We start from the raw sequence: 22,647 nt of genomic DNA on the forward strand, positions 1-22,647 counted from the left end.
AGGAGAAGCAGCGCCAGGACGCCCTCACTCGCATGGGCTGGCGCATCGAGCGCTTCATCTGGGCGGACTTCACACACCTCGACGTGCTGCGCGCCCGGCTCCTGGCTCTCTTCCCCGCCACCGTCGCCCGCAGCGCGAGCCCCGTGACAGACCTGTGGAGATGACCACCGCCCCCTTTCCGGCGCGGTCGTACCTTATGCCTCGAAGTCGTGGGTTAAGGCTACGACCTCGCAACCTACCCTACGATCCCGCGGACGGCTCATCGTGCTCTCGCGACCGCGCACCCAGCTCACGGTCGCGCGGTCCGGCGCGGGTGCGGCGGTCGGCTACTCGAGCTCGGCCAGGGCCGCGCGCACGTCGGCCAGGGCGCTGTTGATGGCCTCGGCCTCGAAGGGGACCTCGAGGTCGCGCAGGCGCACGGCCAGGTCGGCCAGGTCCCGGGCCTCGGCGAAGCCCTGCTCGGCCAGGGTGCGGGCGGTGGTCACGGAGTCGGCCTGTCCGGCACCGGCGGCCGCGGCCGCCTCGAGGACCTCCAGGATCGGGCCCTGGATGACGCCGAGGTCCTCGGCCACGACATCCAGCTCGCCGCCCACCAGCTCGCGGCGCGCGTCGAGCAGGCCGACGCGCTGGGTCAGGTTGTCGGCGCCGTCGCTGAGCGCCGAGCACAGCTCGGTGAGGCCGCCGACGGCGTCGTTGGCGTCGACCTCGTCCTGGCCCTCGAGGATCTGCAGGGCGAAGATCCCGGCGGCCAGGTTGTGCAGGCGGGCCAGGGCGATGCGGAAGCTCACCGAGTCCAGGTCTCCGCGCAGCGCCTCGATCTGGCTGCTCAGCGGGTGGAGCTGCTCGGAGCACTCCAGGACCAGGGCGTCGACCTGCTGGCAGCGCGCGACAACGTCGTCGGCCTGCTGGCTATGGCCCAGGACCTTGACGTCGGCGCCGACGGCCCGCATGGCCTCGCGCAGGCTGCCCAGGCGGGCCGAGAGGGCCTCGATCTCGCCGGCCCGCCTGCCCAGGAGGTCGACGAGCCTCTGGCCCTCCTGGAGGATGCCGACCAGCCCGGCGGTCTCGGCCTCAATCCGGCCCATGGCGCCCAGGATCCGGGCCACGGGGCCCTCGGCCTGCGGGCTGTCGGGGATGCCGACGCCGTGGGCAAGCAGCTCGCCGACCTCGGCGACCAGCACCCGGCGGGTGAAGTCGATGGCGTCGGCGTAGCCCAGGGCCTGCAGCTCGGCCTGGAGGGCGGCCTGCCCGGCGGCGGCCACCTCCCGGCGGGTGGAGCCGGCCGCGGCGGAGGCCTCCTCGACGTCGCGAACCCGGGCGTAGGCGGCCTCGATGTCGTCGCGCAGGTCGGTGAGCATCGGCAGGGTGCGCACGGACAGGTAGCCGGAGCCGGAGGGCACGATCGTGGCGAAGACGCGGTAGTGGCCCTCATCGGAGGAGCGGTTGGTGATGTAGGCGCTGGCGGCCCGACCCGCCTCGATGGCGTCCCAGATGGAGCGGAACAGTCCGGCGGGCATGTCCGCGTGCCGCACCACGTTGTGGGCCCGCCCCACCAGGGCGCCGCGCGGGTAGCCGGACAGGCGCATGAAGGTGGAGTTGGCGCGGCGGATGCGCCCGTGGGAGTCCGTGGTGGAGAAGAAGAGCTCGTCGGCGGCGAAGACGTGCTCGACAGGAGCTGCGGACTCGACCATGAGTGACCTTCCTTGGGGCGGCGCAGGCGGGCGGTGTCGGAGCTGCGGCGGCTGCGGGGCGTTGTGGGACCTTGGTCGGAAGCCTACTCTCGACCGGCCTTCGAGGCGGCCGATCCCGGTGGGAGGACGCGTCACCGTGGTCACGGCGCGATGGGGCCGTTTTCTGCCGATCAAGCGGTCGAGGCCGGAGGCCGCGGCGGGCCCGCCAGCCGCCGGCCGGGGATGATTCCCCATGACGGGAACGCCCCAAGGCTCTGACAGGGCCGGGCGGGCTCCCTAACCTGGCGTCATGACCCCACGTGACCCCATGAGCCTGTCCGACTCCGACCACTGCGGCCCGGCCCGCCGACAGCTGCTGGCACTGGGCGCCCTGATTCCCGCAGCAGTCGCGCTGCTGGGTGGCTGCTCCCTGGCGTCGGGCACTCAGCTGACCTCCAAGGTCGCCCATGAGAAGGTCAGTCTCTCCGACGTCGCCTCCCAGGTGACCAAGGCCGCCAGTGCCTGCGACCAGCTCGGGAGCAAGCTCCTGACCCACTACCTCAAGGAGAACCCGGCCGCCACGGCGATGGCCTCCCCGCTCAGCCTCGCCCTCGTCCTGGCGATCCTGGCCGACGGCGCCACGGACGCCTCCACCCAGGGCTATGACACGCTCCTGGGGCTCTCGGGCCAGGACCGCGACCGGGCCTGGTCGGCCATCCAGACCTCCCTGAACCGCTACGACAGCGACCTCAAGGGCTTCAACCCGGACAAGATCCCGGACAAGCCGCTCGTCCACCTGGCCAACCACGTCCTCATCGCCGATGAGAAGGACTTCAAGGTCAAGCAGACCTACCTCGATACGGTGCTGCGCTGGTTCTCCACCGAGATCGAACAGGTCAGCGTGAGCTCCATGAAGGACAACCTCGACGCCTGGGCCTCACGCAACACCGCCGGCCTCATCCCGCACAGCGGTATCGACATCACCAAGGACACTCGCCTAGTGGTGCAGAACGCGCTGCTCTTCGCGGCCCAGTGGGAATCCCCCTTCAAGGCCGAGGACACCTCGCAGGAGGACTTCACGCTCGCCGGGGGCAAGACCGTCAAGGCCGACCTCATGCACGACACCCGCTCCGTCCCCCACGCCACCGGGAAGGGATGGGCAGCGGTGCGCCTGAGCTACGCCGGCGGTAAGGAGAGCATGGCCGGCTCCAAACTCGCCCTCGACGTCGTCCTGCCCGACACCGGCACCCTGCCAGGTGCCATGGACGCCGGGACGTGGGCGGAAGCATCCAAGGCCCTCGACTCCGCCAGGAAACGCGACGTGGAGCTGGCCCTGCCCAAGCTGGACCTCACCTCCAAGCCCAAGGAGCTCCTCGACTTCCTCAAGGAACAGGGCCTCAAGCCCGATGGCCTGGACAAGATCGCGCCCAAGCTGGCGCTGACCCAGGTGGTCCAGCAGGTGCGCCTCATCCTGAACGAGGCCGGCACCGTCGCAGCAGCCCTGACCGAGGCCGCGGAAGGGGGCGGGGCGGCACCGGGGCAGGAGCCGCCGCCCGAGCCGATCAAGTTCACGGTGGACCACCCCTACGTACTGCGGCTGCGGGACCTGACCAGCGGTACCGCCCTGCTGGAGGCCGCCATCATGGATCCCACCGTCAAGGAGATCGGCGACTCGGCCTGACCGGGCCCACCCGCAGCCAGCCGAGGCATTCTCCACAAACCAAGGTGCCCCACCTCGCCGGCCGAGACGCCCCGCCCCGCGACCCGAAGCACCCCACCCCACCGGTCCAGCCGTATCGCTCAGGCACCCAGCCACGGCACCCCACTGGCCGAGGCACGCCACCGGATTCTTCCGGTCGGTGGGACGGACTTGCCGCCCGGAGCGATTCCAGGCGGTAGGCTCCAGGGCTGACAGGAAGCCGTTGCGGGACCAGCCCGTCTCGGCCCGCCGCCCCTTTTCAACCAGCAGGAGAACTCCTCATGACCGTCGAGCTCGTCACCACCTCCAGCCCGGAGATCGTCGAGGCCATGGAGCGCCTCATCCCCCAGCTCTCCCGCAGCGCCCCGGCGCTGAGCGCCGAGCAGTGCGAGGCCCTCATCGGCCAGGAGGGGGTCTTCCTCCTCGTCTTCCGCCCCGAGGCTGAGGCCGGCCAGAGCGCTCCGATCCTGGGCATGCTCACCCTGGCGACCTTCACGATCCCCACGGGCCTGCGCGCCTGGGTGGAGGACGTCGTCGTCGACGGTGAGGCCCGAGGCCAGGGCGCCGGGCAGGCCCTCGTGGAGGCCGCCGTCGAGCACGCCGGGAAGCTGGGGGCGCGCACCGTGGACCTCACCTCCCGCCCCTCACGCGAGGCCGCCAACCGCCTCTACCGCCGCGCCGGCTTCGAGCTGCGGGAGACCAACGTCTACCGCTACGCCAAGGCCTGAGCAGCACGCCCCGCGGGTCCCTTCCCACCACCACACTTCGACAGAAACTTCATAAACGACCCGGAGCCGCGTCTTTTTTGAAGTTTCTGTCGATGTGTAGGAGCGCCGAACTAGTAGGTGCTCAGACAGGTGGACGGGAGGCGCCAGCGGCGTGCGGGCCGGCCTCCACATGCCTTCAGGCCAGGAGGGCCTTAATGAAGGCGGCCACGCTCGGAGTGGTGCGCCCGCCGGCGGCCTCAACGGCCTCACTCGGGGCACCGGCCATCGCGCAGGGGACGTCGGCCCGTTCGAACATCGAGATGTCGTTCCAGGAGTCACCCACGGCGGCCATCTCACTGACCTCCAGGCCCTGCGCGGCCAGGAGCTCAGCGAGCCGGCCCAGGCCCGTCCCCTTGGACTCCCCCGCGGCCGTGACGTCCACGAAGCCGGTCGAGCGGGTGCAGTTGATGCCGTCCACCGTCTCCTCCAGGCCCCGGGCCAGCGCCGCAGCGGCCCGGGTACCGGGGATGTGCAGCGGCATCGAGGTGACCCCCAGGCCCGCGACCTGTGACAGGGGCGCCGCGGCGAAGCGGTCCGGCGGCGTGCGCTGGTCAGTGGACAGGCCGATCGGGTCGTCCAGCACGTAGTCGCGCTCGAGGGTTGAGGCGAACACGGAGACGGGGGCTTGGGCGACGTCGCCGACTGCCCGCACGACCGCCCGCACCTGGTCGGCCTCAAGCGTCCGGGTGCGGTGCACCTGACCGGCGGCGTCAATGACGGTCGTGCCCGTGGCGCACACGGCATAGTCGTAGTCCAGGCCGATGGACGTCGAGGCCCGGGCCACCTCGACGGCGTGCTGCACCAGCCGCACCGAACGCCCGGTGGCCAGCACCAGGAGGTTGCCGGCCGCCCGCCAGCGCACGAGGGCCTCGGCGTCGGCCCGCCCGACGACGTGGCGGAAGACGAGGGTGCCGTCGAGATCCGTGGCGAGCAGACGCATGCCGGCGAGCATAGCCCGCGCCGCCCGCGCCCGCCGCGACACATCCGCCCACCGGCGCATCAACGCATCAACGCCGCAACACTTCGACCAAATCTTCAAAATAGACCCGGAGCCGCGTCGATTGTGAAGATTTGGTCGAAGTGTGTGGGGGCCTAGAGCGTCGGTCGCCCCATGAGGGAGTCGATGAGGTCGGCGAGGCTGGAGACCGTGCCGTCGCACTGGGCCACCACCTCCGGCGGCGACCAGGGCAGGGCGTAGGAGTGGTCGGCGGCCTGGTGCATGGAGATGTCGTTCCAGGAGTCCCCGATCGACCAGGTCTCCACCGGCTCCAGCGGGCGCGAGCCGACGCCGGGCCTCACCGAGTCGCCGGCCGTCGTCCCGCCGGCCACACCCGCCGGCGCCTCCCCGGCCCCGTTGGCCGCGCCCGTCCCCGACTCACTCTCCCCGGCCGCCTCTCCGGCGGGCGGCCCAGCCAGGCTCGCCACCAGCTGCCTGAGGCCCGACCCCTTGGAGGCCGAGGCCGGCACGACGTCGATGAAGTCCTGGTTGTGGAAGCCCACCGCCTGCCCCTCCCAGCGCCGGTGCAGGTAGGTCTCGGTGCGCGCGGCCATCTCCGGGTCGGTGAAGCGCATCGGCACCCCGATGACCTCGCGCCCGTCCAGCTCTCGCCGGGTGGCCGGCCGGAACAGGGTCAGCAGCTCCGACCCGGAGCCGATCGTGTCGTAGACAAGCAGGTCCTCGTCCAGCCCGGTGGTGAAGACGGTGACGCCCGGCGCCCCTTCGACGAAGTCGAGGATGTCCTCGACGACGCCGGCCGGCAGGGCCGTGGAGCACCGCACCCGGATGTCCTCGTCCACGATGGCGGCCCCCGTGTAGAGGATGGCGTTGTCGAACTCCAGGCCCATGGGCACCACGACGTGCTCCAGCGCCGAGACCGACCTGCCGGTGTTGATGACCAGGAGGTTGCCGGCCGCCCGCCACCGGGCCATGGCCTCACGGTCACGCAGCGAGATCGTCCCGTTGAAGACGATGGTGCCGTCCAGGTCGGTGGAGATGAGCCTGCGTGGCATGGGAGTCCTTTCCGTTCAGGTTCTGCCGGTCTCCAGCCGACTCAGGGCGGCCTGTGAGCCGCCCGGGAGTCGTGAGGAATCGCTAGGAGCCGTCAGCAGCCTTATTCTCCTCATTCTTCGCAGCAGCGTCAGCGGACTCGTCAGACTCTTGACCCGCGCCCTCCCGGCGGGCCTTCCTCTCCGCCTTGCGGGCCTTCTTTGCCTGCTTCCTGTCCTCGCACTCCTGGCGCTCACGGGCCCACTGGGCGTAGTCCTGAAGAAGGTTGCGCGAGTCGGAGGTGAGGATCTTGTTGTCCTCGAGCAGCCCCTCAGCGCGCAGGGCCATGAACTGCAGGTACTCGGGGTTGCGGGTGAGCCCCCACTGGCGCTTGGCCTCCTCCAGGTCGGAGACGTCGCGTCGCACCTGTCGCTCGATCATGGCCCGTCCGCCCATGAGGAAGATGGCCACGAGCAGGGCCACGATCGAGCCGATCCCCCGGGTGAAGGGGTAGAGGACACAGGCGATGACCATGAGCCAGGTGACGTACTTGCCCATGGAGTGGGTGTATCCGCGCCAACGGCCGTCGTCCCCGGTGGCCCAGGCGCGGAGCTTGGCGCGCCCGTCGGGATCCCCTCCGTTGAACCAGTCGCGCACCCGGGCGCCCAGGGTCCTTCCGGCGTCGGTCTTGCTGTTCTCACTCATGCTCGGTCGCCTTCCAGGATCGTGGTGATGAGCTCGGCCATGGAGCCCGTGGTCGTCTCGCATGCGGCCGTCACCTCCGGCGGGGACCAGGGCAGGGCGACGGCGTGGTCGGCGACGGCGTGCATGTCCAGGTCGTTCCAGGAGTCGCCGATGGTCCAGACCTCGATGTTCCGCCCCGCCAGGGGCCCGTCCAGGAGGGATCGCAGGCCCGCGCCCTTGGTGGCGCCGGCGGGCACGACGTCGAGGAACTCCTGGTTGCGGTGGCAGTCCAGGGCTCCCTCCCAGCGCTGGGTGAGGTCTCGGTGGAGGCGGTCGCGCAGGGCGTCGTCGGTGACGCGCAGGGGCACGCCGATGAAGCGGTGGGAGTCCATCTCCTCCAGGCTCAGGTGCTCGAAGACCGCCAGGATCGGGGAGATCTCCTCGTTGTTGTCGGCCAGGATGTAGTCGGTCTCGATGGTGGTGGCGTAGGTGGTCACCCCCGGCAGGTCAACGGTGCGGGTCGCCACGTCGCGGGCGACGCCGTCGGGCAGGTAGCGGGCGGAGAGGACCTGGTAGTCGCCGTCGATGAGGACCGCACCGGTGAAGACGACGCCGTAGTCGAAGTCGACGCCCAGGGGCGCCAGGACGTCGCGGGTGGCGAAGGAGGACTTGCCGGTGTCGACGGCCAGGAGGTTGCCGGCGGCCCGCCAGCGGGCCATGGCCTCGCGGTCGGCCGCGGAGACGGTGCGGTCGAAGACGATGGTGGCGTCCAGGTCGGTGACGAGGAGTCGGGTCACGCGGGTTCCTTGCTGCAGGGGGCGGAGAACAGGGGACGACGTCGGAACGGGGCGGACGGGGTGAGGGCAGGCGCCGGCGAAGCCCACAAGGAGCCCGCGCATTCTACCGAGCGTGTGGAGCGGGGAGGGAACCAGAGGCGAGTCCTCCGGCCCCTCCCCGCTCGGAGACGGGAAGCCGATGCCGTCGTCAGACTCCCAGGAAGCCGATCCAGCGGCCCAGGATGCCGACGGCGAACATACCCAGGATGATCCACAGCGCGTTGACCTTCTTGTTGAGCAGCCACATGCACAGGAAGGTCAGGCCCAGCGCCGCCAGGCCGGGCAGCAGCTGGTCGAGGATGCTCTGGACGGTCGTCACCTTGACGATCTGGGTGTCGGGATCGGCCACCTTGGAGACCACGGTCGGGAACTTGATGGTGGTCCACTTGGAGACCAGGGCGCCCATGACGAACAGACCCATGATGGCGGCCATCTGGGTGATCTTCTTGAGCTGTCCGCCGCCGACCTCGGTGACCATCTCGGTGCCGCGCTCGTATCCGAACTTCAGGCCGTACCAGCGGGTGAGAACACGCAGGAGGTTGATGCCGACGAAGAACAGCAGCGGGCCCACGATCGAGCCGTTGATGGCCAGGGAGGCGCCCAGGGCCGCCAGGACGGGCCGGGCGGTCCCCCAGAAGATGGGGTCGCCGACGCCGGCCAGCGGTCCCATGAGGCCGACCTTGACGGAGGTGATGGTCTCCTCGGAAATGTCCTCGCCCTTGGACTTCTGCTCCTCCATGGCGGCGGTGACGCCGAAGACGGCCGAGGAGACCCAGGGGTGGGTGTTGTAGAACTCCAGGTGCCGCTTGAGCGCGGCGGCCTGGGCACTCTTGTCGTCGCGGTAGAACTTCCGGATGGCGGGCATGAGCGTGTAGCAGAAGCCCATGGCCTGCATACGCTCGAAGTTGAAGGAGCCGAGCAGGAAGGTGGAGCGCCAGTACATCCGGCGCAGGTCACGAGTGGTGAGCATCTTCTCCGAGGTGCCCGGAGCGGTTTCAGTAGTCATGAGAGTCTTCCTTCTTCCAGCTCAGTCGAGCTCGTCGTCGAGGTCGTCGTCCAGGTCGCTGCTGGAGCCGCCGCCGGCCGCGGGGGAGGCGGCGGCGGGCAGACGCACGGAGTCGTGGAACTCGGGGTTGAGCTGGACGTAGATGACGGCCAGGCAGGCCCCCAGGATGCCCAGCGCCACGAGGGTGGCGCCGTTGGGAGCGAGGTCGATGACCCACTTGTCGACGCCCTTGCTGTGGTCACCGACCGAGGCCGAGCCGCCAAAGGTGGTGGCGAAGGTGGCGAAGATGAAGCCCAGGAAGAAGAAGGGCATGAGCTTGCGCGCCTTCATCATGTTGATGACCATGGCGTAACCGACGACGACGATGAAGCCTCCGGCGATGCCCAGGCCCTCGGTGATGACCTTCGGAATGGCATCGAGGGCGTGCTTGACCGTGTCACCCGAGGCCAGTGCGGCAACCACTGCGGTCGGGATGGCAACGCGCAGCCCCTGGAGGCCCAGGGCCGTGAAGTGCATGATGGCGATGCCCCGGTAGTTGGCCTGCTCGGCGAAGCGGTCCGCCTGGTGGGCGAAGAAGATGGCGATCGTTCGCACGAAGATCGTCAGGGCCTGGCCGGCGACGGCCAGCGGGACGGCCACACCGATGGCGGCCGCGATGGCGCTCTTGGTGGAGGAGGCGTCACCGACCGAGGCAACGGCGATAATGGTGGAGACCGTGGACGCCAGGGCGGAGTCGGGGGCCATGGCGGCACCGACGTTCATCCAGCCCAGGGCGAGCAGCTCCAGGGAGCCGCCGACCATGATGCCGATGGCGGGGTTGCCCAGGGCGATACCGGTCAGGGTGCAGGCGACGAGCGGGCGGTGGAACTGCCGCTCGTCCAGGACGCTGGCCATGCCCGCGACGAACGCCACGAGCGTGACCAGAATGATCTGGATCAGATTGATGTCATGCACGGTATGTCTCTCTCATGTGAGGGTTGACAGGACACTCCGACTGAGCCCGCCACCGACGGTGACGGGATGGAAGTGTGCGAGGGAGGTGTGGGGAGGGAGCTGCGCCCTTAGAGCAGGCCCTTGTCCTTGAGGGCCCCCATGAGGTCGGAGCTCGCGGTGGAGGGCACCTGCTGGATGTACTGCTTGATGCCGCGGGAGTCGATCTCCTTGAAGGCCTCGACGTCGGCGGGGCTGGCGTAGACGGCCTGGGAGACCTGGCTGGTGCCCTGCTTGAAGGTCATGCCGCCGACGTTGACCTCCTTGGCGTCCACGCCCAGGTCGAGCAGGCGCACGATGTCGGCCGGGGTCTCGACGACGATGACGGCCTTGAGGGTCTCGTACTTGGGGTTCTTGTAGACGCGGGCGGCCTTCTCCACGCCCAGCACGTGGACCTTCACCTTGCCGCCGCCGGTCTGCAGCATGAGGGTCTTGCGCAGCTCGTCGTTGGCGGCGCCGTCGGAGACGGCGAGGATGGCCTCGGCGCCCAGGGATCCGGCCCAGTTGTTGGCGACCTGTCCGTGGACCAGGCGGGAATCGATACGCAGGAGCTTGACGTCCATCAGAGCTCGTCTCCTTCATCATCGGAAGTGGTGGTGGGGGCAGGGGTGAAGACCTCGGAGAGGACCTTGACGCCGTCGACGGCGGAGGTGCGTGCGGCCTCCACGAGCTCGGTGAGACCGGCGCCGGTGAGACGACGGGACAGGACCTCGATGACCATGGGCAGGTTGACGCCGGTGACGACGTCGGCATCGTCACGCCCCGCCGCGAAACGGGCCGCGGCGTTGTAGGGGCTGCCGCCGAAGAGGTCGACGAGGATGAGGTGCTCCTGGCTGGAGGAGGCCTCGACCGCGGCGGCGTACTTCGCCAGCAGGTCATCGGGTCCCTCGGAGGGCTCGAAGGTGACGGCGACGACGTCGTCACTGGGGCCGACGATCATTGATGAGGAGGCGACAAGGCCTTCAGCCAGGTGTCCGTGCGCGGCTATGACCAGGGAGACCATGGGCGGGGACCCTTCCGATCCGGGCTGCCGCCACAGGTTCGTATGGCCTGGGCAACAGCAACGTGTGTGACATGGCGACGATAAGAAGGATCAGGGTGATCGCCACCACTGAGTCGCCCACCACTTTCGCACAAAAAGTCACAAAACCAACACTGCTAACGCGCGTTATCAGCGCACCACCGGACGTTTTCGCTGTAAATATGGGTTTTGCTCTTATCAATCCCGAACAAGGGGCCTCTAAAACGCCACATTGTGTTGTACCTCACATCACAGGACAATAGTCCTGGTTCCCTGCGGGGGCCTCATGCCAGGGGCACGTTGCGCTCGAGCTCGGCCAGCCAGGCGGTCGCTGCGGCGTCGGAGGGCATGCGCCAGTCGCCCCGGGGGGACAGCGAGCCGCCGGCGACCACCTTGGGCCCGTTGGGCAGGGTGGAGCGCTTGAACTGGTTGGTGAAGAAGCGCCGGTGGAACAGCTCGAGCCAGCGCCGGATCTCGGTCAGGTCGTAGGCCACCCTCTCCGCCTGCGGCAGCCCCTCGGGCCAGTCCCCGCTGGCCGCGTCCGCCCACGCCTGGTGCGCCAGGAAGGCGATGCGGCTGGGACGTGAGCCGCGGCGCAGCACGTGCCACAGGGTGAAGTCCTGCAGGGCGTAGGGGCCGATCCTGGCCTGGGTGGACTGGATGGCGCCGCCGGCCTCGGCCGGGACCAGCTCGGGGCTGATCTCGGTGTCCAGGATGGACAGCAGCGTGCGCCCGACGGCGTCGTCGAACAGCCCCTCGGCGACCACCCAGCGGATGAGGTGCTGGATGAGGGTCTTGGGGATGCCTGCGTTGACGCCGTAGTGAGCCATCTGGTCGCCCACCCCGAAGGTGCACCAGCCCAGGGCGAGCTCGGAGAGGTCCCCGGTGCCCAGGACGATGCCGCCGCGGTGGTTGGCGATGCGGAAGAGGAAGTCGGTGCGCAGGCCCGCCTGGACGTTCTCGAAGGTGACGTCGTAGAGCTCGCGCTCGCTCGCCCCCTCGGGCAGGACCCCGGTGCGGGCGTACTCGCCGTAGGGGTGGTCCATCTCGGTGAGCATCTGGGTGGCGGTGGCCCGGATGTCGAGCTCCTCGAAGGTGCAGCCCAGGCCGACGGCGAGGTCCTCGGCGTTGCGGCGCGTGCCGGCGCTCGTGGCGAAGCCGGGCATGGTGATGGCGTGGATGTCGGAGCGGGGCCGGCCCAGGCGGTCCATGGCGCGGGCGGCAACGATGAGGGCGTGGGTGGAGTCCAGGCCGCCGCTGACGCCGATGACGATCTTGGGGTTGCCGATGGCCCCCAGGCGCTGGACGAGGGCGGCCACCTGGATGTTGTAGGCCTCGTAGCAGTCCTGGGCGAGCCGGGCCGGGTCGTCGGGTACGAAGGGGAAGCGGTCCACGCGGCGGCGCAGGCCGATGTCGGTGCGCGGGGCGGCCAGGTCGGCGGCGCTGATCCGGATGCGTCGGAAGGCCGCCGGGTCGGTGAAGGTGGTGGCCGCGGTCGGGGCGCCGGCGACCGGGGAGCTCAGGGTGCGGGCGTTGTCGGCGAAGGTCCCCTGGCGCAGGCGCTCGGCGCGCAGGCCCTCGATGTCGACGTCGACGACGGTGGCACGAGGCCCGTCGGGGAAGCGCTCGGTGGAGCCGAGCAGCTCGCCGTTCTCGTAGACGAGGGTCTGGCCGTCCCAGGCCAGGTCCGTGGAGGACTCGCCCTGCCCGGCGGCGGCGTAGACGTAGGCGGCCAGCCCCCGGGCCGAGGAGGAGCGGGCCAGCAGCTCACGGTCCTCGGCCCGCCCCACCGTGATGGGCGAGCCGGAGAGGTTGACCAGGACCGTCGCCCCGGCCAGCGCCGCCACGGAGGAGGGCGGGACGGGCACCCACATGTCCTCGCAGACCTCGACGTGGAAGGTCAGGCCGGGGACGTCGTCGACCTCGAACAGGAGGTTCGCCCCGAAGGGGACCCGGGCGGCCGTTTCAGGACAACCAGAGCCGTCGGCGCTCTCGGTGCTGCCGGAACCGCCGCGCACACCGGGCAGCTCGATGCTCTCCACCCCGGCGGGCAGGGCGTCGCCGGGGGCGAAGTGCCGCTTCTCGTAGAACTCCCGGTAGGTGGGCAGGTAGGACTTGGGGGCGACGCCGCGCACCCGCCCGCCCTGAATGACCAGGGCGCAGTTGTAGAGGCGGTCGCCCAGGCGCAGAGGCGCACCGACGACGAGGGCGGGCAGGAGGTCGGCGCTGGCGGCGCGCAGGGTCTCGATGGCGGTGAGCACGTCGGACAGCAGGACGTCGGACAGCAGGAGGTCGTCGATGGCGTAGCCGGTCAGGCACAGCTCGGGGAAGGCGGCCAGGCAGACGCCGTCGTCTGCCAGGCTGCGAGCCTGCTCGATGATGGCGGCGGCGTTGGCGGCCGGGTCGACGGCCACCACGGGCAGGGTGACGGCGGCGACGCGGGCGTAGCCCTGGTCGTAGGCGGAGAGGAACTCGATGTCGGTCGCCGGAGCAGTCACGGCGTCATTGGCGTCATTCACGGTGTTGGTCACGGCTCGATCCTCCCATCGACGGCGCCTTCCGGCGAGAGAGCCGCCCTTATTTCGCGACCGGGGCATTCGATGCGTGCAGGAGCAGGAACTCCGCCCCCGCACGCATCGATGACCCCCACTCAGCAGCACGCTGCGCCCACCACGTCACCCGTGGAACCGGGGGCGGCGAGGTGGGCGCAGCCCATCACTCACGCATGGACCCGAGGTGCCGCCTGGAACCGGTGGCAGCAGGGACGGGCATGCGTCAGGAGAAAGCGAGTGATGGACAGACGGCAGGAGAGAAGCATTGAGGAGAGCGAAGAGACAGCCATCACCTTTCTTTCTACGAGGCCGAAGAATTCGACGTCCTCGGCCGATGTCGGTAGTCGTGAGTCTGGTACGGGTCGTGTTACCAGAACGCTAAAGGTCTCCGAAGGACTGTCACGGCCCGGGCCAGTCGGCTCGGAGTCGCCCGGGCAGGCTGGGAACAGTCAGTACTGGGCGGGGGCGGGCTCGTCGAGCATGAGGCACCATGCCGCGACGTAGACCAGGCACATGGGGCCGGGCAGGAAGCTGGCCAGGATCACCCCGACACGCACCGCGGTCACGGGCATGTTCCAGGCCTCGGCCAGACCTCCGCAGACGCCGCCGAGAATGCGGTGCTCACGGGAACGGCGGGGCAGGGAGTCGCGGAAACGGAAGAACTCGCCCGAACGGCTGGAGGAGGCGCCCCCGCCCTCGAAGCGGGCGGACTGGCTGAACTGACCGGGGTACTGCTGCTGCGTCATGGCAACAAGTCTGGGTGCTGGAGCCTGCCATCCGCTATCGGGGAGCACCCTGAGAAGTCCCCGATACTGATCGGGACTCACCCCTGACTGCTTGCTCAGCATCGAAGGTCCGCGTAGTTTATTACTGGCGCTAACGCGCGTTATCGGATCGGCGCAGGAGACGGGGCGGCAGCCCCTGAGCACCGCACCGCCCCGTAACGGCGCCCCCGCCCTCGTTCACGCCGAGCCCGCTTCCCGGAGGACAGCACATGAGTCGGACCGCCCGAGCACTCAGCGCCCTGACCGCCTTCTGCCTGCTGGCAGCCGGCTCTACGCTGGCCTCCATGCCCGCAGCCGCCTCCGGCCAGACCCGACCGGCCTCCGTAGCCCCGACCGCACCGAACGCCGACCGGGCCGGCGAGCGGTGGCGTCCGCAGACCCACTACACCCCCCAGAAGAACTGGATGAACGACCCCAACGGACTCGTCTACTACGACGGCGAGTACCACATGTTCTACCAGTACAACCCCGAGGGCTCGGACTGGGGCAACATGTCCTGGGGCCACGCCGTCTCCAAGGACCTGGTCCACTGGGAGGAGCTGGGCGTGGCGATCCCGTACACCTCGCAGTACGGGGTCTTCTCCGGCTCGGCGGTCATTGACACCAAGAACACCTCCGGCCTGGGCAGCCCGGGCAACCCGGCCATGGTCGCGGTGTGGACGCGGGCCGACGTCGGCGGCAACCAGTCCCAGTCCCTGGCCTACTCCACGGACAAGGGCCGCACCTGGAACCTGTACAACAACGGGGACCCGGTCCTGGACATCGGCTCCCACGAGTTCCGCGACCCGAAGGTCTTCTGGGACGAGGCCTCCGGGCGCTGGACCATGGTGGTCTCCCACGCCACCGAGCACCGCGTCTCCTTCTACTCCTCCCCCGACCTCATCCACTGGACCGAGCAGTCCAGCTTCGGCGGGGAGGGCATCACCTCAGCGGTGTGGGAGTGCCCGGACTTCTTCCCGCTGCCGGTCGACGGCAGCTCCAAGGAGGTCAAGTGGGTCCTCGTGGTCACGGTGGCCGACTCCGCCCAGTACTTCGTGGGCGGCTGGGACGGCTCCACCTTCACCCCTGACGAGATCCCCCACTACACCGGCGAGGAGGGCACGACCCTGGCCGACTTCGAGAACGGCTACGCCGGCTGGAAGGCCGACGGCGCCGCCTTCGGCTCGGGTCCAGCCACCGGTGACCTGCCCGGGCACCAGGGCAAGGCCTACGTGGACTCCTTCGGCAGCGGCGACGCCGACACCGGCACGCTGACCTCGGATGAGTTCACCGTCTCCTCGTCCTACATCAACCTGCGCACCGCCGGCGGCAAGCACCCCTACAACCCCGCGGCCACCGGCGACAACGGCGGCGGCAGGCTCCTGGCCGGCTTCGACGGCTCCTGGGAGGGCTGGACCGTGGAGGGCAGCGCCTTCGGGGCCACGCCCCCTCAGGGCGCCACCCCCGGCCAGCAGCCGCTGGTCAACCACTCCAGCGCCGGGCTGCTCAACACCTACCTCGACGTCAGCAACGGGCAGGGCTCGGACGCCACCACCGGCACCGCGACCTCGCCGACCTTCACCATCGACTCCACCTACCTCAACCTCCTCATGGGCGGCGGCAACAACCCGCGCCCCGAGGGCGACGCCGAGGGGAGCTCCGGGGTGAGCGTCGTCGAGCTCGTCGTCGACGGCAAGGTGGTGCGCTCGGCCACCGGCCGCAACCTGGAGGAGCTCAACTGGCAGAGCTGGGACGTCAGCGACCTCAAGGGCAAGTCCGCCCAGATCGTCGTCACTGACACGGCCACCGGCCCCTGGGGACACATCCTCCTGGACGAGGTGCGCGCCTCGGGCAGGAAGGCCTCCCCCATCGCGGACAACACCTCGGTCAACCTCGTCGTCGACGGCAAGGTCGTCGCCTCCGCCACCGGCAACAACTCCGGGACCCTGGAGTGGACGAGCATGGACGTGACGGCCTACAAGGGCCGCAAGGCGCGGCTCGTCATCGAGGACCACAACGGCAACGCCGACGACTGGGGCCACCTCATGGTCGACCAGATCCTCCAGTCGGACACGAAGGCCTTCTCCGGGGCCGACGTCGTCCCGCGCCTGGACTACGGCAAGGACTACTACGCCGCCGTCACCTGGAACAACGTCCCCGATGGCAAGCGCTACCAGGTGGGCTGGATGAGCAACTGGGCCTACGTGCGCGATCTGCCCACCACCACCTGGCGCACCGCCATGTCCACGGTGCGCGAGATGGGGCTGACCCGGGTGGACGGCAAGCTGCGCCTGACCGCCCAGCCGGTGACGGCTCTGGAGTCCCTGCGCACCGGGCAGGAGCTGACCCGGGCGAGCACCGACATCCCGGAGGGCGACACCTCCCTCGGTCAGGCCGCCCAGGGCACCTCCCTGGACATCAGCGTCGACCTGAAACCCGGTGCCTCCTCCTTCGCCGGACTCAAGGTCCTCGACAACGGCGAGCAGTACACCCTCATCGGCTACGACTCCAGGGCCAAGCAGCTCGTCGTGGACCGCACCCACTCCGGGGTCACCGACTTCTCCCCGAAGTTCCCGGGCCGCGCCACGGCGCCGCTGTCACCGGACAGCAAGGGACAGGTCCACCTGCGCGTCGTCGTCGACGCCCACTCCGTGGAGGTCTTCGCAGCCGACGGCACTCCCGTCATCACCGAGACCGTCTACCCCACCGAGGACGCCACGGGGGTCTCGCTCCACGCCGAGGGCGGCACGGCGCATCTGAGCTCCCTGAGCCTGTGGCACCTGGGGGCCGTTCAGGACGCCGGCGCCCCGGCCGAGGGCCCCGACTCCCCCGGGCCCGGCAAGCCCGCCGTCCAGGAGCCGGCCCGCGGCCAGGCGAAGGCCGCAACGGCGTCGGCGAGCCCCACCGCCGCAGCTGCAGGCAGGAGTGCTTCCGCCCGGTTCCCCCTGGCCCGCACCGGTGCGTCCCTGACTCTCGGCGCCCTGGGGGCGGCTGCCGCCGCGAGCGGCGTCTACGCGCTGAGCCTGCGCCGTCGGCGCTCCTGAGCGGCAGCGCCTCCCCCTCATGGCCGGGGACCGGGCCGGAGAGGCGGTGCGACGCGCCGTCAGGCCGAGGAGCGGCGGATGATCCTGCCCGGCAGGAGCGTCTCAGCGGGCACCTCCTCGCCCTCCATGAGGGCCAGCAGGTGGGAGACGGCCACCTGCCCCATCTCCTCGAAGGGCAGCGCGACCGTCGTCAGAGCCGGATGGACCTGGCCGGCGATGAGCTCCTGGTCGTCGATCCCGATGACGGCCACATCCTCACGCACCCTCAGTCCCTGTTCACGGATCGCGGCATAGGCGCCCATCGCCATGCAGTCGTTGCCGCACACCAGCCCGGTCAGCCAGGGGTGGTCCGTCAGGAGGCGGGCGGCGGCCGCGTACCCGTCCCGGGCGGTGCCGTGGCCGACGGCCACGTGCACGGTGCTCCAGGGGATGCCGGCCTGCTCCAGGTAGGTCCGGCAGCCGACGCGCCGCCCCGGGGCGGCCTCGCCGTCGTTGGGGTCGAGCTCGATGACGCCGATGTCGCGATGATGGCCCTCCAAGAGCGCCTGCGCGGCCAGGCGCCCCAGCTGCTCCTCGTCGGGGCGCACGCAGGGAAGGCCGGAGACCGGGTCGATGCAGTGGACCAGGACGGTGGGGATCTCACGGGCCTGCGCCGGCATGCGGACCCGGCAGTTCCAGCCGGTGGCGTAGATGATCCCCTCGACCCGGGACTTCAGCAGCGTCTCGAAGGCCTCGGCATCCACGGTGGCCTCCGTCGAGGTCGGCACGATGAACAGCGTGTAGCCGGCGGCCCGGACGGTGTCCTGGATCCCGCGGATCGTGGCGGCGGCGAAGGGACTGGTGACGATCTCCGAGACCAGGCCGATGAGAGAGGATCGGCGCGAGGCCAGGGCCCGTGCGCCGCCGTGCGGGCGGTACCCGAGCTCGGCAGCCACCTGCTGGACGCGCTCACGGGTCTGCTGGGGGATACGAGAGCCGTCGCGATTGTTGAGCACGAAGGACACGGTGGTGCGCGAGACGCCGGCCGCCTTGGCCACGTCCGCCATCGTGGTCCTGTAGGTGTCGCCCACCCGGTCTCCTCCCGGCCCCTCCGACTGCGCCGCCACCTGCACACCCCGTTGGAATCCGACGCGTGCACCACCTGGCGCCCTGGCGGCAGTCTGCCAGGACGACGACGCAGCGCATAACCCTGAGCGCCGGCAGGCGAGTCACAAGGCACCGCGCCCAGCCCCCTGCGCGCAGCAGCGCCCTGCGGTTAGGCTGTTTCTCATGATGTCATCCCCCACTCCCAACTTCACAGTGCGCGCTGTCCTGTGGGACATGGACGGCACCCTCATGGACTCCCAGCCCTTCTGGGACGAGGCTTTCATCCACCACTGCCAGGCCCTGGGCGGCGACCCGCGCCCCGAGCTCGTCACCCAGATGACGGGAGCCTCAATCCGTCAGGCCCGCGAGCTCATCGCCGCCACCGGCGCCACCCGCTCCTGGGACGACCCGGCCACGCAGGAGGTCTTCGAGGCGATCGCGCACGACGTCGAGGCCTCCGTGAGCGCCGCCCCTCCCCTGCTGCCCGGGGCGCTGCGGATCACCTCGGCACTGTCGGAGGTGGGGCTGGCCCAGGGAATCGTCTCGGCCTCACCGCGCCGGATCGTCGAGAAGGTGGCCTCCGCGCTCGGCGACGTCTTCGCCGTCCTGGTCACCGGGGACGACGGCGTCGGGGCCAAGCCGGATCCGCTGCCCTACGCCACGGCGGTCGAGCGCCTCGACCTGCGCCCGGAGGACTGCGTCGTCGTCGAGGACTCCCCCACGGGGGCGGCCTCGGCCCGGGGCAACGGGATCCATGTCGTGCAGATCGGGAAGACCAAGCACTTCCCGGCCGACCCCGGCCTCGTCGTCGTCCCGGACCTGGCGTCGATCACCCCGCACCTGCTGCTGTGGGCGGAGCGCTGAACCGGACCGGCACCCACAGACAGAACCGGCTCGGGAACGCGAGGTTCCCGAGCCGGATGGGATGAATAGGGATTCTGATGAGGATTCGTGGAGGTGCCGAGCCTGGTGCGGCGCGACGCCTCTCGCCGTCAGGCGGCCTTGGGCCGCAGAGGGGTCTCCTGGACCTCCCACTGGCTGCGCAGGCAGTCGGCGTAGAGACGGATCTCCGCCACCAGGTCAGTGGACAGGGCCTCCGCGGCGGCGGTCCCGGGCGTCGTCGAGCACAGCCACTGCAGCTGGAGGCCATCGACGAGGGCGACCAGGCTGCGCGCCACGAGGCGCGAGGGCATCTGCGGGTTCACGAGCCCGGCGGTCTTGCCGGCCTCGAAGCTGGACTCGAAGCGCTCGACGGCGCTGTTGAGGTGGTTGGCCATCCACCGGTGCGCGGGGTGGTCGGCGTCGAGGACCGACACGGCCGTCGCGGTGTAGATCGCCGTGAGGTTTCGGTGGGCGACGTTGCGCTCGAGCAGCTCGACGTAGCGCTCCAGCAGGGTCCAGGGGTTGCCGTCAAGGTCGGAGGCGCCCGCGACGTCGAGGGTGTCCAGGTTGCCGACGGTGTCAACAGGGGACTTGGCGGCGTCGCCCTCGACAGCCGGGGACTCCGCGAGAATGCTCAGGGCGTCCTCGCTGTCACGACGCTCCAGCACCTTGGCGAAGAGCTCGTCCTTGGAGGAGAAGTGGTGCAGGAGTCCGGCCTTGGAAATGTCTGCCGCGTTGGCGATGTCGGCCAGGGAGGTGCCGGCATACCCGTGCTCTCCGAAGAGAACCACGGCTTCGTTGAGGATGCGTGCTCGCTTGTCCTCGCTGCCCGCTCGGGGGCGCCCGGGTCCGCGCCGCCTAGCCGGGGCGGCTTGGGGCGAAGTCGGGGTACTGACAGTGTTCATGGCCGCATCATGGCACCTTCCAGTAAGGGAATTGCAAGGCAGAAAGGCCCTCATTGGAATAATCCGCTCAAGTGTGACCTCCACGTGCCCTCCTCGTGATGTGAGTGACGACTTGATCTCGGTTTTCACACAATTAACCGGCTCCTACCAGCCCAGAGTTCCCCGACCACGCGGTCTGTTGGGGCGGCTGGGTTTACTGGCCCCCACGCCCTCCCGCCGCCACCCAGAACTTCTTATGACTTCGTCCAGGTTTGTACGGCGACACCATGATGGTCACAATTGTGTAACACTTACGAGATTCTTGTTTCCGGTTCAAATACATGCCGCGAAACCCTCCGGTGACGGGCCCGACCCACCCACCCTGCGGAGGGCCGACGCCCTCGCAGAGTGAGCCCTCGCCACCCCTCAGGGAACATGGCGCCGCCAAGAATCGACCCCGACAGCTCACCCGGGGCAAGACCGCCTGGAGGTGCAGGCGCCAGAAGACCTGAGCACCTCATCAAGGGTGGACCTGATCGCACACCACCCCCAGCCGGGTTCGGCACATACTGCACGAGGGCGGGGTGCTACTGGGGGAGGGTCGGGGGCACTCCACGTAGGTCGGGCTCTCGTGCAGTATGCACAGCCCCAGGCCAGTGGATCCCCACCCTCGTGCAGTAAGCCCGCCCCGCGGCGGGACTCGGGCCGGAGCCGGTGTTACGTCGGCGCCACCGCCACCCCAGGGCGACCAACCCCACCCCGGCACCACGGATACGCATCATGAACGCATGTGCATGCAAGTACAGTGCGTTACACTTGCGCCATGACTGTTCTTGCCGGACTGCTCGACCAGCTCGACCTCAGCGACCAGGAGCTCGCGGACGCGATGCGTGAGGCCACTGCCCGCACGTCGCAGGACGGCGTCGGCCCGGTGTCCGCAGGCATGACCGACTTCCTGGCCCGAACCACTCCTCGCGGCCGCAGCAAGTCCACAGCCCGCAAGGTGGAGCGAATCCTGTCCGACCGCGCGTATGCCGAGCAACTCACCGCTCAGCACGAGGCCGTCCAGGCGGCCTGCACGCTGGCGCGCTCTCTGAGCACCCGACAGGTCGCCAGCCTGCTCAGCCGGACGACGACAACGATCACCCGTGCGGCCGGGCGCACCCTCTACGCCTACCGCGAGGGGCGGTCGCTGAGGTTCCCCACGTGGCAGTTCCATGACGGCCGCCCGATCCCCGGGCTGGCAACGGTGGTGCCCGTCCTGCGGGAGGGGATGACGCCGGCCACCATCGAGGCGCGGATGACGACCTCGGACCCCGAGCTGCTCGACGGGGCGACGCCCACGCAGTGGTTGATCGCCGGCGGGGACCCGGCGGCGGTCGTCCAGCAGCTCTCGGATGCGGACCACCGGTGAGTCCCCGACCGAAGAATCCTCCACAGCCGCCGTCGACGCTCCACACCCGCCCGGAGGACATCGTGAGGGCGGAGCACGCCGAGCTCGCCCGCGTCGCCTTCGCGCACAGCCCTCACCCCCTGCCGTGGGGCGAGCTGAGGACCTGGGGGCCGCACCCGCGATGCCGCTGGGATCCGCACCCGCTGCCGACGGGGGAGCATCCCGACCACGGGGTCCTGTACACCGCCGGCGACCTGCTCACCTGTGTGGCGGAGGTCTTCGCCGACACCCGCGTCATCGACACGCGCAGCGACATGCCTCTTCTGCAGGTCTGGGAGGCGACTCGCCCGCTGCGCCTGCTCGATCTCACCAGCACCTGGGCGCTTCGCAACGGAGCCTCGGTCAGCCTCGACAGCGCCCTTCGCTCGACGTGCCGAGCCTGGGCGCGAGCCATCCGGGAGCAGCTGCCCGACGTCGACGGCCTGCGCGCCCGCTCGACGATGACCGGGGGCGAGATGACGGTACTGTTCTCCCCCGCGTACGACAGCCTGCCGGCCCTGCCCCGGGACACTGCCCCGCTGGCCGACGCCACGCTCTACGCCCTGCTGGAGGCGCTCGCCCCCGACATCGGCTACGAGATCGTCTGAGCTACCGCAAAAGTCACCAACAGTTCCGCTCACGTTCTATTTTCGGGAATGTGTTCCAGCCCAGAACTAAGACTTCCTCGCACGACAATCAGAATTTCTGACAACACATCCAAAAGCAGCCTAATACCCTCGTCATCAAAATACTCAATCGTCTTGTTGTTAAATCCACGAGATTTCAGTGACTCGAAAAGAACTACTCCGACAGGACTTCCTCTGCTGCCAATCCGCTTGCCAACGAATGACAAACTTTGCATGCGAGCCACAACGCCAAGCACTTCCACCTCATCCATGCCATGATCAACGCAACTTGAACCCACTCTTCCACATCAGAAGGCAGATCAACTTCTACGTGCCTCCCCATCTGCCGGACCTTCGAGATAACACCTTGATTATCAGGACACTTCCCTCTACCGATCGAACTCAGGTTAGGGTTGCCCGACCGTCGACAAACCGAGACAAAGGAGTTCTCTCGATGAAAATAGACCGTGAGGCTTATTCATCTCCGGACACCCAAGTCAACTACTCCGACCCCAAAACGCCACGAGTCGTAGCGGTATGCCAAGTCAACAAAGACAATAAAGGGGCAGCAAGAGCATACTGTGACTACGGGCAGATAGATCAACCTGCAGCCTCAACAGAACCAATTACGCTGACCACTCGACAGGCTGCCACGTTGATCGCTCAGGGCTCGGGTATCACGCGTCAGCCTCCGGGGCCGAAGGTCGTGATCTCCAT

20 protein-coding genes and 1 pseudogene are annotated in these 22,647 nt (G+C 69.3%); 7 read left to right on the top strand and 14 right to left on the bottom strand.

Annotated elements, in window-relative coordinates; all coding sequences use genetic code 11:
* Positions 1 to 326: 326 nt before the first annotated feature.
* Positions 327 to 1,691: a PAS domain-containing protein gene (locus BKH32_RS14010; RefSeq protein ID WP_075250307.1), complete on the bottom strand. Its 1,365-nt coding sequence runs from the start codon at positions 1,689 to 1,691 to the stop codon at positions 327 to 329.
* Between the two features lie 307 nt (positions 1,692 to 1,998).
* Here BKH32_RS14010 and BKH32_RS12400 point away from each other — a divergent pair, with 307 nt between their 5' ends.
* Both BKH32_RS12400 and BKH32_RS12405 read left to right on the top strand, forming a co-directional pair.
* Entirely contained in the window at positions 1,999 to 3,351 is a 1,353-nt protein-coding gene (locus BKH32_RS12400; RefSeq protein ID WP_075250308.1) for a serpin family protein, read from the top strand.
* A gap of 299 nt (positions 3,352 to 3,650) precedes the next feature.
* Positions 3,651 to 4,097 (top strand): GNAT family N-acetyltransferase, encoded by a 447-nt coding sequence (locus tag BKH32_RS12405; RefSeq protein WP_075250309.1) that lies wholly within the window; start codon positions 3,651 to 3,653, stop codon positions 4,095 to 4,097.
* A 175-nt stretch (positions 4,098 to 4,272) separates the two neighbouring features.
* Here the strand turns inward: BKH32_RS12405 and BKH32_RS12410 are convergent, their stop codons facing one another.
* The 10 genes from BKH32_RS12410 to BKH32_RS12455 form a co-directional block, all read right to left on the bottom strand.
* Positions 4,273 to 5,076, bottom strand: coding sequence for an HAD family hydrolase (locus tag BKH32_RS12410; protein WP_256691899.1), 804 nt, complete (start codon positions 5,074 to 5,076; stop codon positions 4,273 to 4,275).
* Between the two features lie 152 nt (positions 5,077 to 5,228).
* Positions 5,229 to 6,146: an HAD family hydrolase gene (locus tag BKH32_RS12415; protein WP_075250311.1), complete on the bottom strand. Its 918-nt coding sequence runs from the start codon at positions 6,144 to 6,146 to the stop codon at positions 5,229 to 5,231.
* 82 nt (positions 6,147 to 6,228) lie between these two features.
* On the bottom strand, positions 6,229 to 6,828 hold the full coding sequence (locus tag BKH32_RS12420; RefSeq protein WP_075250312.1) for a hypothetical protein: 600 nt from the start codon (positions 6,826 to 6,828) through the stop codon (positions 6,229 to 6,231).
* Positions 6,825 to 7,604: an HAD family hydrolase gene (locus tag BKH32_RS12425; protein WP_075250313.1), complete on the bottom strand. Its 780-nt coding sequence runs from the start codon at positions 7,602 to 7,604 to the stop codon at positions 6,825 to 6,827. Before BKH32_RS12425 ends, BKH32_RS12420 begins: the two co-directional genes overlap by 4 nt.
* Before the next feature lie 187 nt (positions 7,605 to 7,791).
* Positions 7,792 to 8,649 carry a PTS system mannose/fructose/sorbose family transporter subunit IID gene (locus tag BKH32_RS12430; RefSeq protein ID WP_075250314.1) on the bottom strand — a complete coding sequence of 286 codons (858 nt, stop codon included), beginning with the start codon at positions 8,647 to 8,649 and terminating at the stop codon, positions 7,792 to 7,794.
* Positions 8,650 to 8,670: 21 nt separating this feature from the next.
* On the bottom strand, positions 8,671 to 9,603 hold the full coding sequence (locus tag BKH32_RS12435; RefSeq protein ID WP_075250315.1) for a PTS mannose/fructose/sorbose transporter subunit IIC: 933 nt from the start codon (positions 9,601 to 9,603) through the stop codon (positions 8,671 to 8,673).
* Positions 9,604 to 9,710: 107 nt separating this feature from the next.
* Positions 9,711 to 10,202, bottom strand: coding sequence for a PTS system mannose/fructose/N-acetylgalactosamine-transporter subunit IIB (locus BKH32_RS12440; protein ID WP_075250316.1), 492 nt, complete (start codon positions 10,200 to 10,202; stop codon positions 9,711 to 9,713).
* Positions 10,202 to 10,642 (bottom strand): PTS sugar transporter subunit IIA, encoded by a 441-nt coding sequence (locus BKH32_RS12445; RefSeq protein WP_075250317.1) that lies wholly within the window; start codon positions 10,640 to 10,642, stop codon positions 10,202 to 10,204. Before BKH32_RS12445 ends, BKH32_RS12440 begins: the two co-directional genes overlap by 1 nt.
* Before the next feature lie 302 nt (positions 10,643 to 10,944).
* Entirely contained in the window at positions 10,945 to 13,191 is a 2,247-nt protein-coding gene (locus BKH32_RS12450) for an NAD(+) synthase (RefSeq protein WP_178384679.1), read from the bottom strand.
* A gap of 470 nt (positions 13,192 to 13,661) precedes the next feature.
* Positions 13,662 to 13,958 (bottom strand): PspC domain-containing protein, encoded by a 297-nt coding sequence (locus tag BKH32_RS12455; protein ID WP_075250318.1) that lies wholly within the window; start codon positions 13,956 to 13,958, stop codon positions 13,662 to 13,664.
* A 248-nt stretch (positions 13,959 to 14,206) separates the two neighbouring features.
* On the opposite strand from BKH32_RS12455, the gene BKH32_RS12460 reads away from it, so the two are divergent.
* On the top strand, positions 14,207 to 17,020 hold the full coding sequence (locus BKH32_RS12460; RefSeq protein WP_075250319.1) for a GH32 C-terminal domain-containing protein: 2,814 nt from the start codon (positions 14,207 to 14,209) through the stop codon (positions 17,018 to 17,020).
* Between the two features lie 59 nt (positions 17,021 to 17,079).
* Here BKH32_RS12460 and BKH32_RS12465 read toward each other — a convergent pair whose 3' ends face one another.
* Complete coding sequence (locus BKH32_RS12465) at positions 17,080 to 18,090, bottom strand: LacI family DNA-binding transcriptional regulator (protein WP_081376808.1); 1,011 nt, start codon at positions 18,088 to 18,090, stop codon at positions 17,080 to 17,082.
* A 199-nt stretch (positions 18,091 to 18,289) separates the two neighbouring features.
* Between BKH32_RS12465 and BKH32_RS12470 the strand changes: the two genes are divergently transcribed.
* The gene (locus tag BKH32_RS12470) at positions 18,290 to 18,970 is read left to right on the top strand and encodes an HAD family hydrolase (protein ID WP_081376809.1); all 681 of its coding nucleotides are present in this window, start codon (positions 18,290 to 18,292) and stop codon (positions 18,968 to 18,970) included.
* A gap of 128 nt (positions 18,971 to 19,098) precedes the next feature.
* Here BKH32_RS12470 and BKH32_RS12475 read toward each other — a convergent pair whose 3' ends face one another.
* On the bottom strand, positions 19,099 to 19,779 hold the full coding sequence (locus BKH32_RS12475; protein ID WP_075250320.1) for a TetR/AcrR family transcriptional regulator: 681 nt from the start codon (positions 19,777 to 19,779) through the stop codon (positions 19,099 to 19,101).
* Positions 19,780 to 20,695: 916 nt separating this feature from the next.
* Between BKH32_RS12475 and BKH32_RS12480 the strand changes: the two genes are divergently transcribed.
* Together BKH32_RS12480 and BKH32_RS12485 are read left to right on the top strand one after the other, a co-directional pair.
* A complete protein-coding gene (locus tag BKH32_RS12480; protein ID WP_075250321.1) occupies positions 20,696 to 21,286 on the top strand; it encodes a hypothetical protein in 591 nt (196 codons plus the stop codon).
* 62 nt (positions 21,287 to 21,348) lie between these two features.
* Complete coding sequence (locus BKH32_RS12485) at positions 21,349 to 21,912, top strand: RES family NAD+ phosphorylase (RefSeq protein WP_081376810.1); 564 nt, start codon at positions 21,349 to 21,351, stop codon at positions 21,910 to 21,912.
* Positions 21,913 to 21,941: 29 nt separating this feature from the next.
* Here the strand turns inward: BKH32_RS12485 and BKH32_RS13775 are convergent, their stop codons facing one another.
* The gene (locus BKH32_RS13775) at positions 21,942 to 22,202 is read right to left on the bottom strand and encodes a hypothetical protein (protein WP_143222839.1); all 261 of its coding nucleotides are present in this window, start codon (positions 22,200 to 22,202) and stop codon (positions 21,942 to 21,944) included.
* Between the two features lie 182 nt (positions 22,203 to 22,384).
* Between BKH32_RS13775 and BKH32_RS14585 the strand changes: the two are divergent.
* A pseudogene (locus tag BKH32_RS14585) lies at positions 22,385 to 22,647 on the top strand (zinc transporter); the annotation flags it as partial.

Origin of the sequence: Actinomyces oris, assembly GCF_001929375.1 — a bacterium.
Taxonomy (GTDB): Bacteria; Actinomycetota; Actinomycetes; order Actinomycetales; family Actinomycetaceae; genus Actinomyces; species Actinomyces oris_B.

What these genes read in the sequence shown, in the direction of transcription:
- BKH32_RS14010 (WP_075250307.1), bottom strand. Translation starts at nt 1,691, where the DNA reads ATGGTCGAGTCCGCAGCTCCTGTCGAGCACGTCTTCGCCGCCGACGAG.
- BKH32_RS12400 (WP_075250308.1), top strand. Translation starts at nt 1,999, where the DNA reads ATGAGCCTGTCCGACTCCGACCACTGCGGCCCGGCCCGCCGACAGCTG.
- BKH32_RS12405 (WP_075250309.1), top strand. Translation starts at nt 3,651, where the DNA reads ATGACCGTCGAGCTCGTCACCACCTCCAGCCCGGAGATCGTCGAGGCC.
- BKH32_RS12410 (WP_256691899.1), bottom strand. Translation starts at nt 5,076, where the DNA reads ATGCGTCTGCTCGCCACGGATCTCGACGGCACCCTCGTCTTCCGCCAC.
- BKH32_RS12415 (WP_075250311.1), bottom strand. Translation starts at nt 6,146, where the DNA reads ATGCCACGCAGGCTCATCTCCACCGACCTGGACGGCACCATCGTCTTC.
- BKH32_RS12420 (WP_075250312.1), bottom strand. Translation starts at nt 6,828, where the DNA reads ATGAGTGAGAACAGCAAGACCGACGCCGGAAGGACCCTGGGCGCCCGG.
- BKH32_RS12430 (WP_075250314.1), bottom strand. Translation starts at nt 8,649, where the DNA reads ATGACTACTGAAACCGCTCCGGGCACCTCGGAGAAGATGCTCACCACT.
- BKH32_RS12440 (WP_075250316.1), bottom strand. Translation starts at nt 10,202, where the DNA reads ATGGACGTCAAGCTCCTGCGTATCGATTCCCGCCTGGTCCACGGACAG.
- BKH32_RS12445 (WP_075250317.1), bottom strand. Translation starts at nt 10,642, where the DNA reads ATGGTCTCCCTGGTCATAGCCGCGCACGGACACCTGGCTGAAGGCCTT.
- BKH32_RS12455 (WP_075250318.1), bottom strand. Translation starts at nt 13,958, where the DNA reads ATGACGCAGCAGCAGTACCCCGGTCAGTTCAGCCAGTCCGCCCGCTTC.
- BKH32_RS12460 (WP_075250319.1), top strand. Translation starts at nt 14,207, where the DNA reads ATGAGTCGGACCGCCCGAGCACTCAGCGCCCTGACCGCCTTCTGCCTG.
- BKH32_RS12470 (WP_081376809.1), top strand. Translation starts at nt 18,290, where the DNA reads ATGATGTCATCCCCCACTCCCAACTTCACAGTGCGCGCTGTCCTGTGG.
- BKH32_RS12480 (WP_075250321.1), top strand. Translation starts at nt 20,696, where the DNA reads ATGACTGTTCTTGCCGGACTGCTCGACCAGCTCGACCTCAGCGACCAG.
- BKH32_RS13775 (WP_143222839.1), bottom strand. Translation starts at nt 22,202, where the DNA reads ATGGATGAGGTGGAAGTGCTTGGCGTTGTGGCTCGCATGCAAAGTTTG.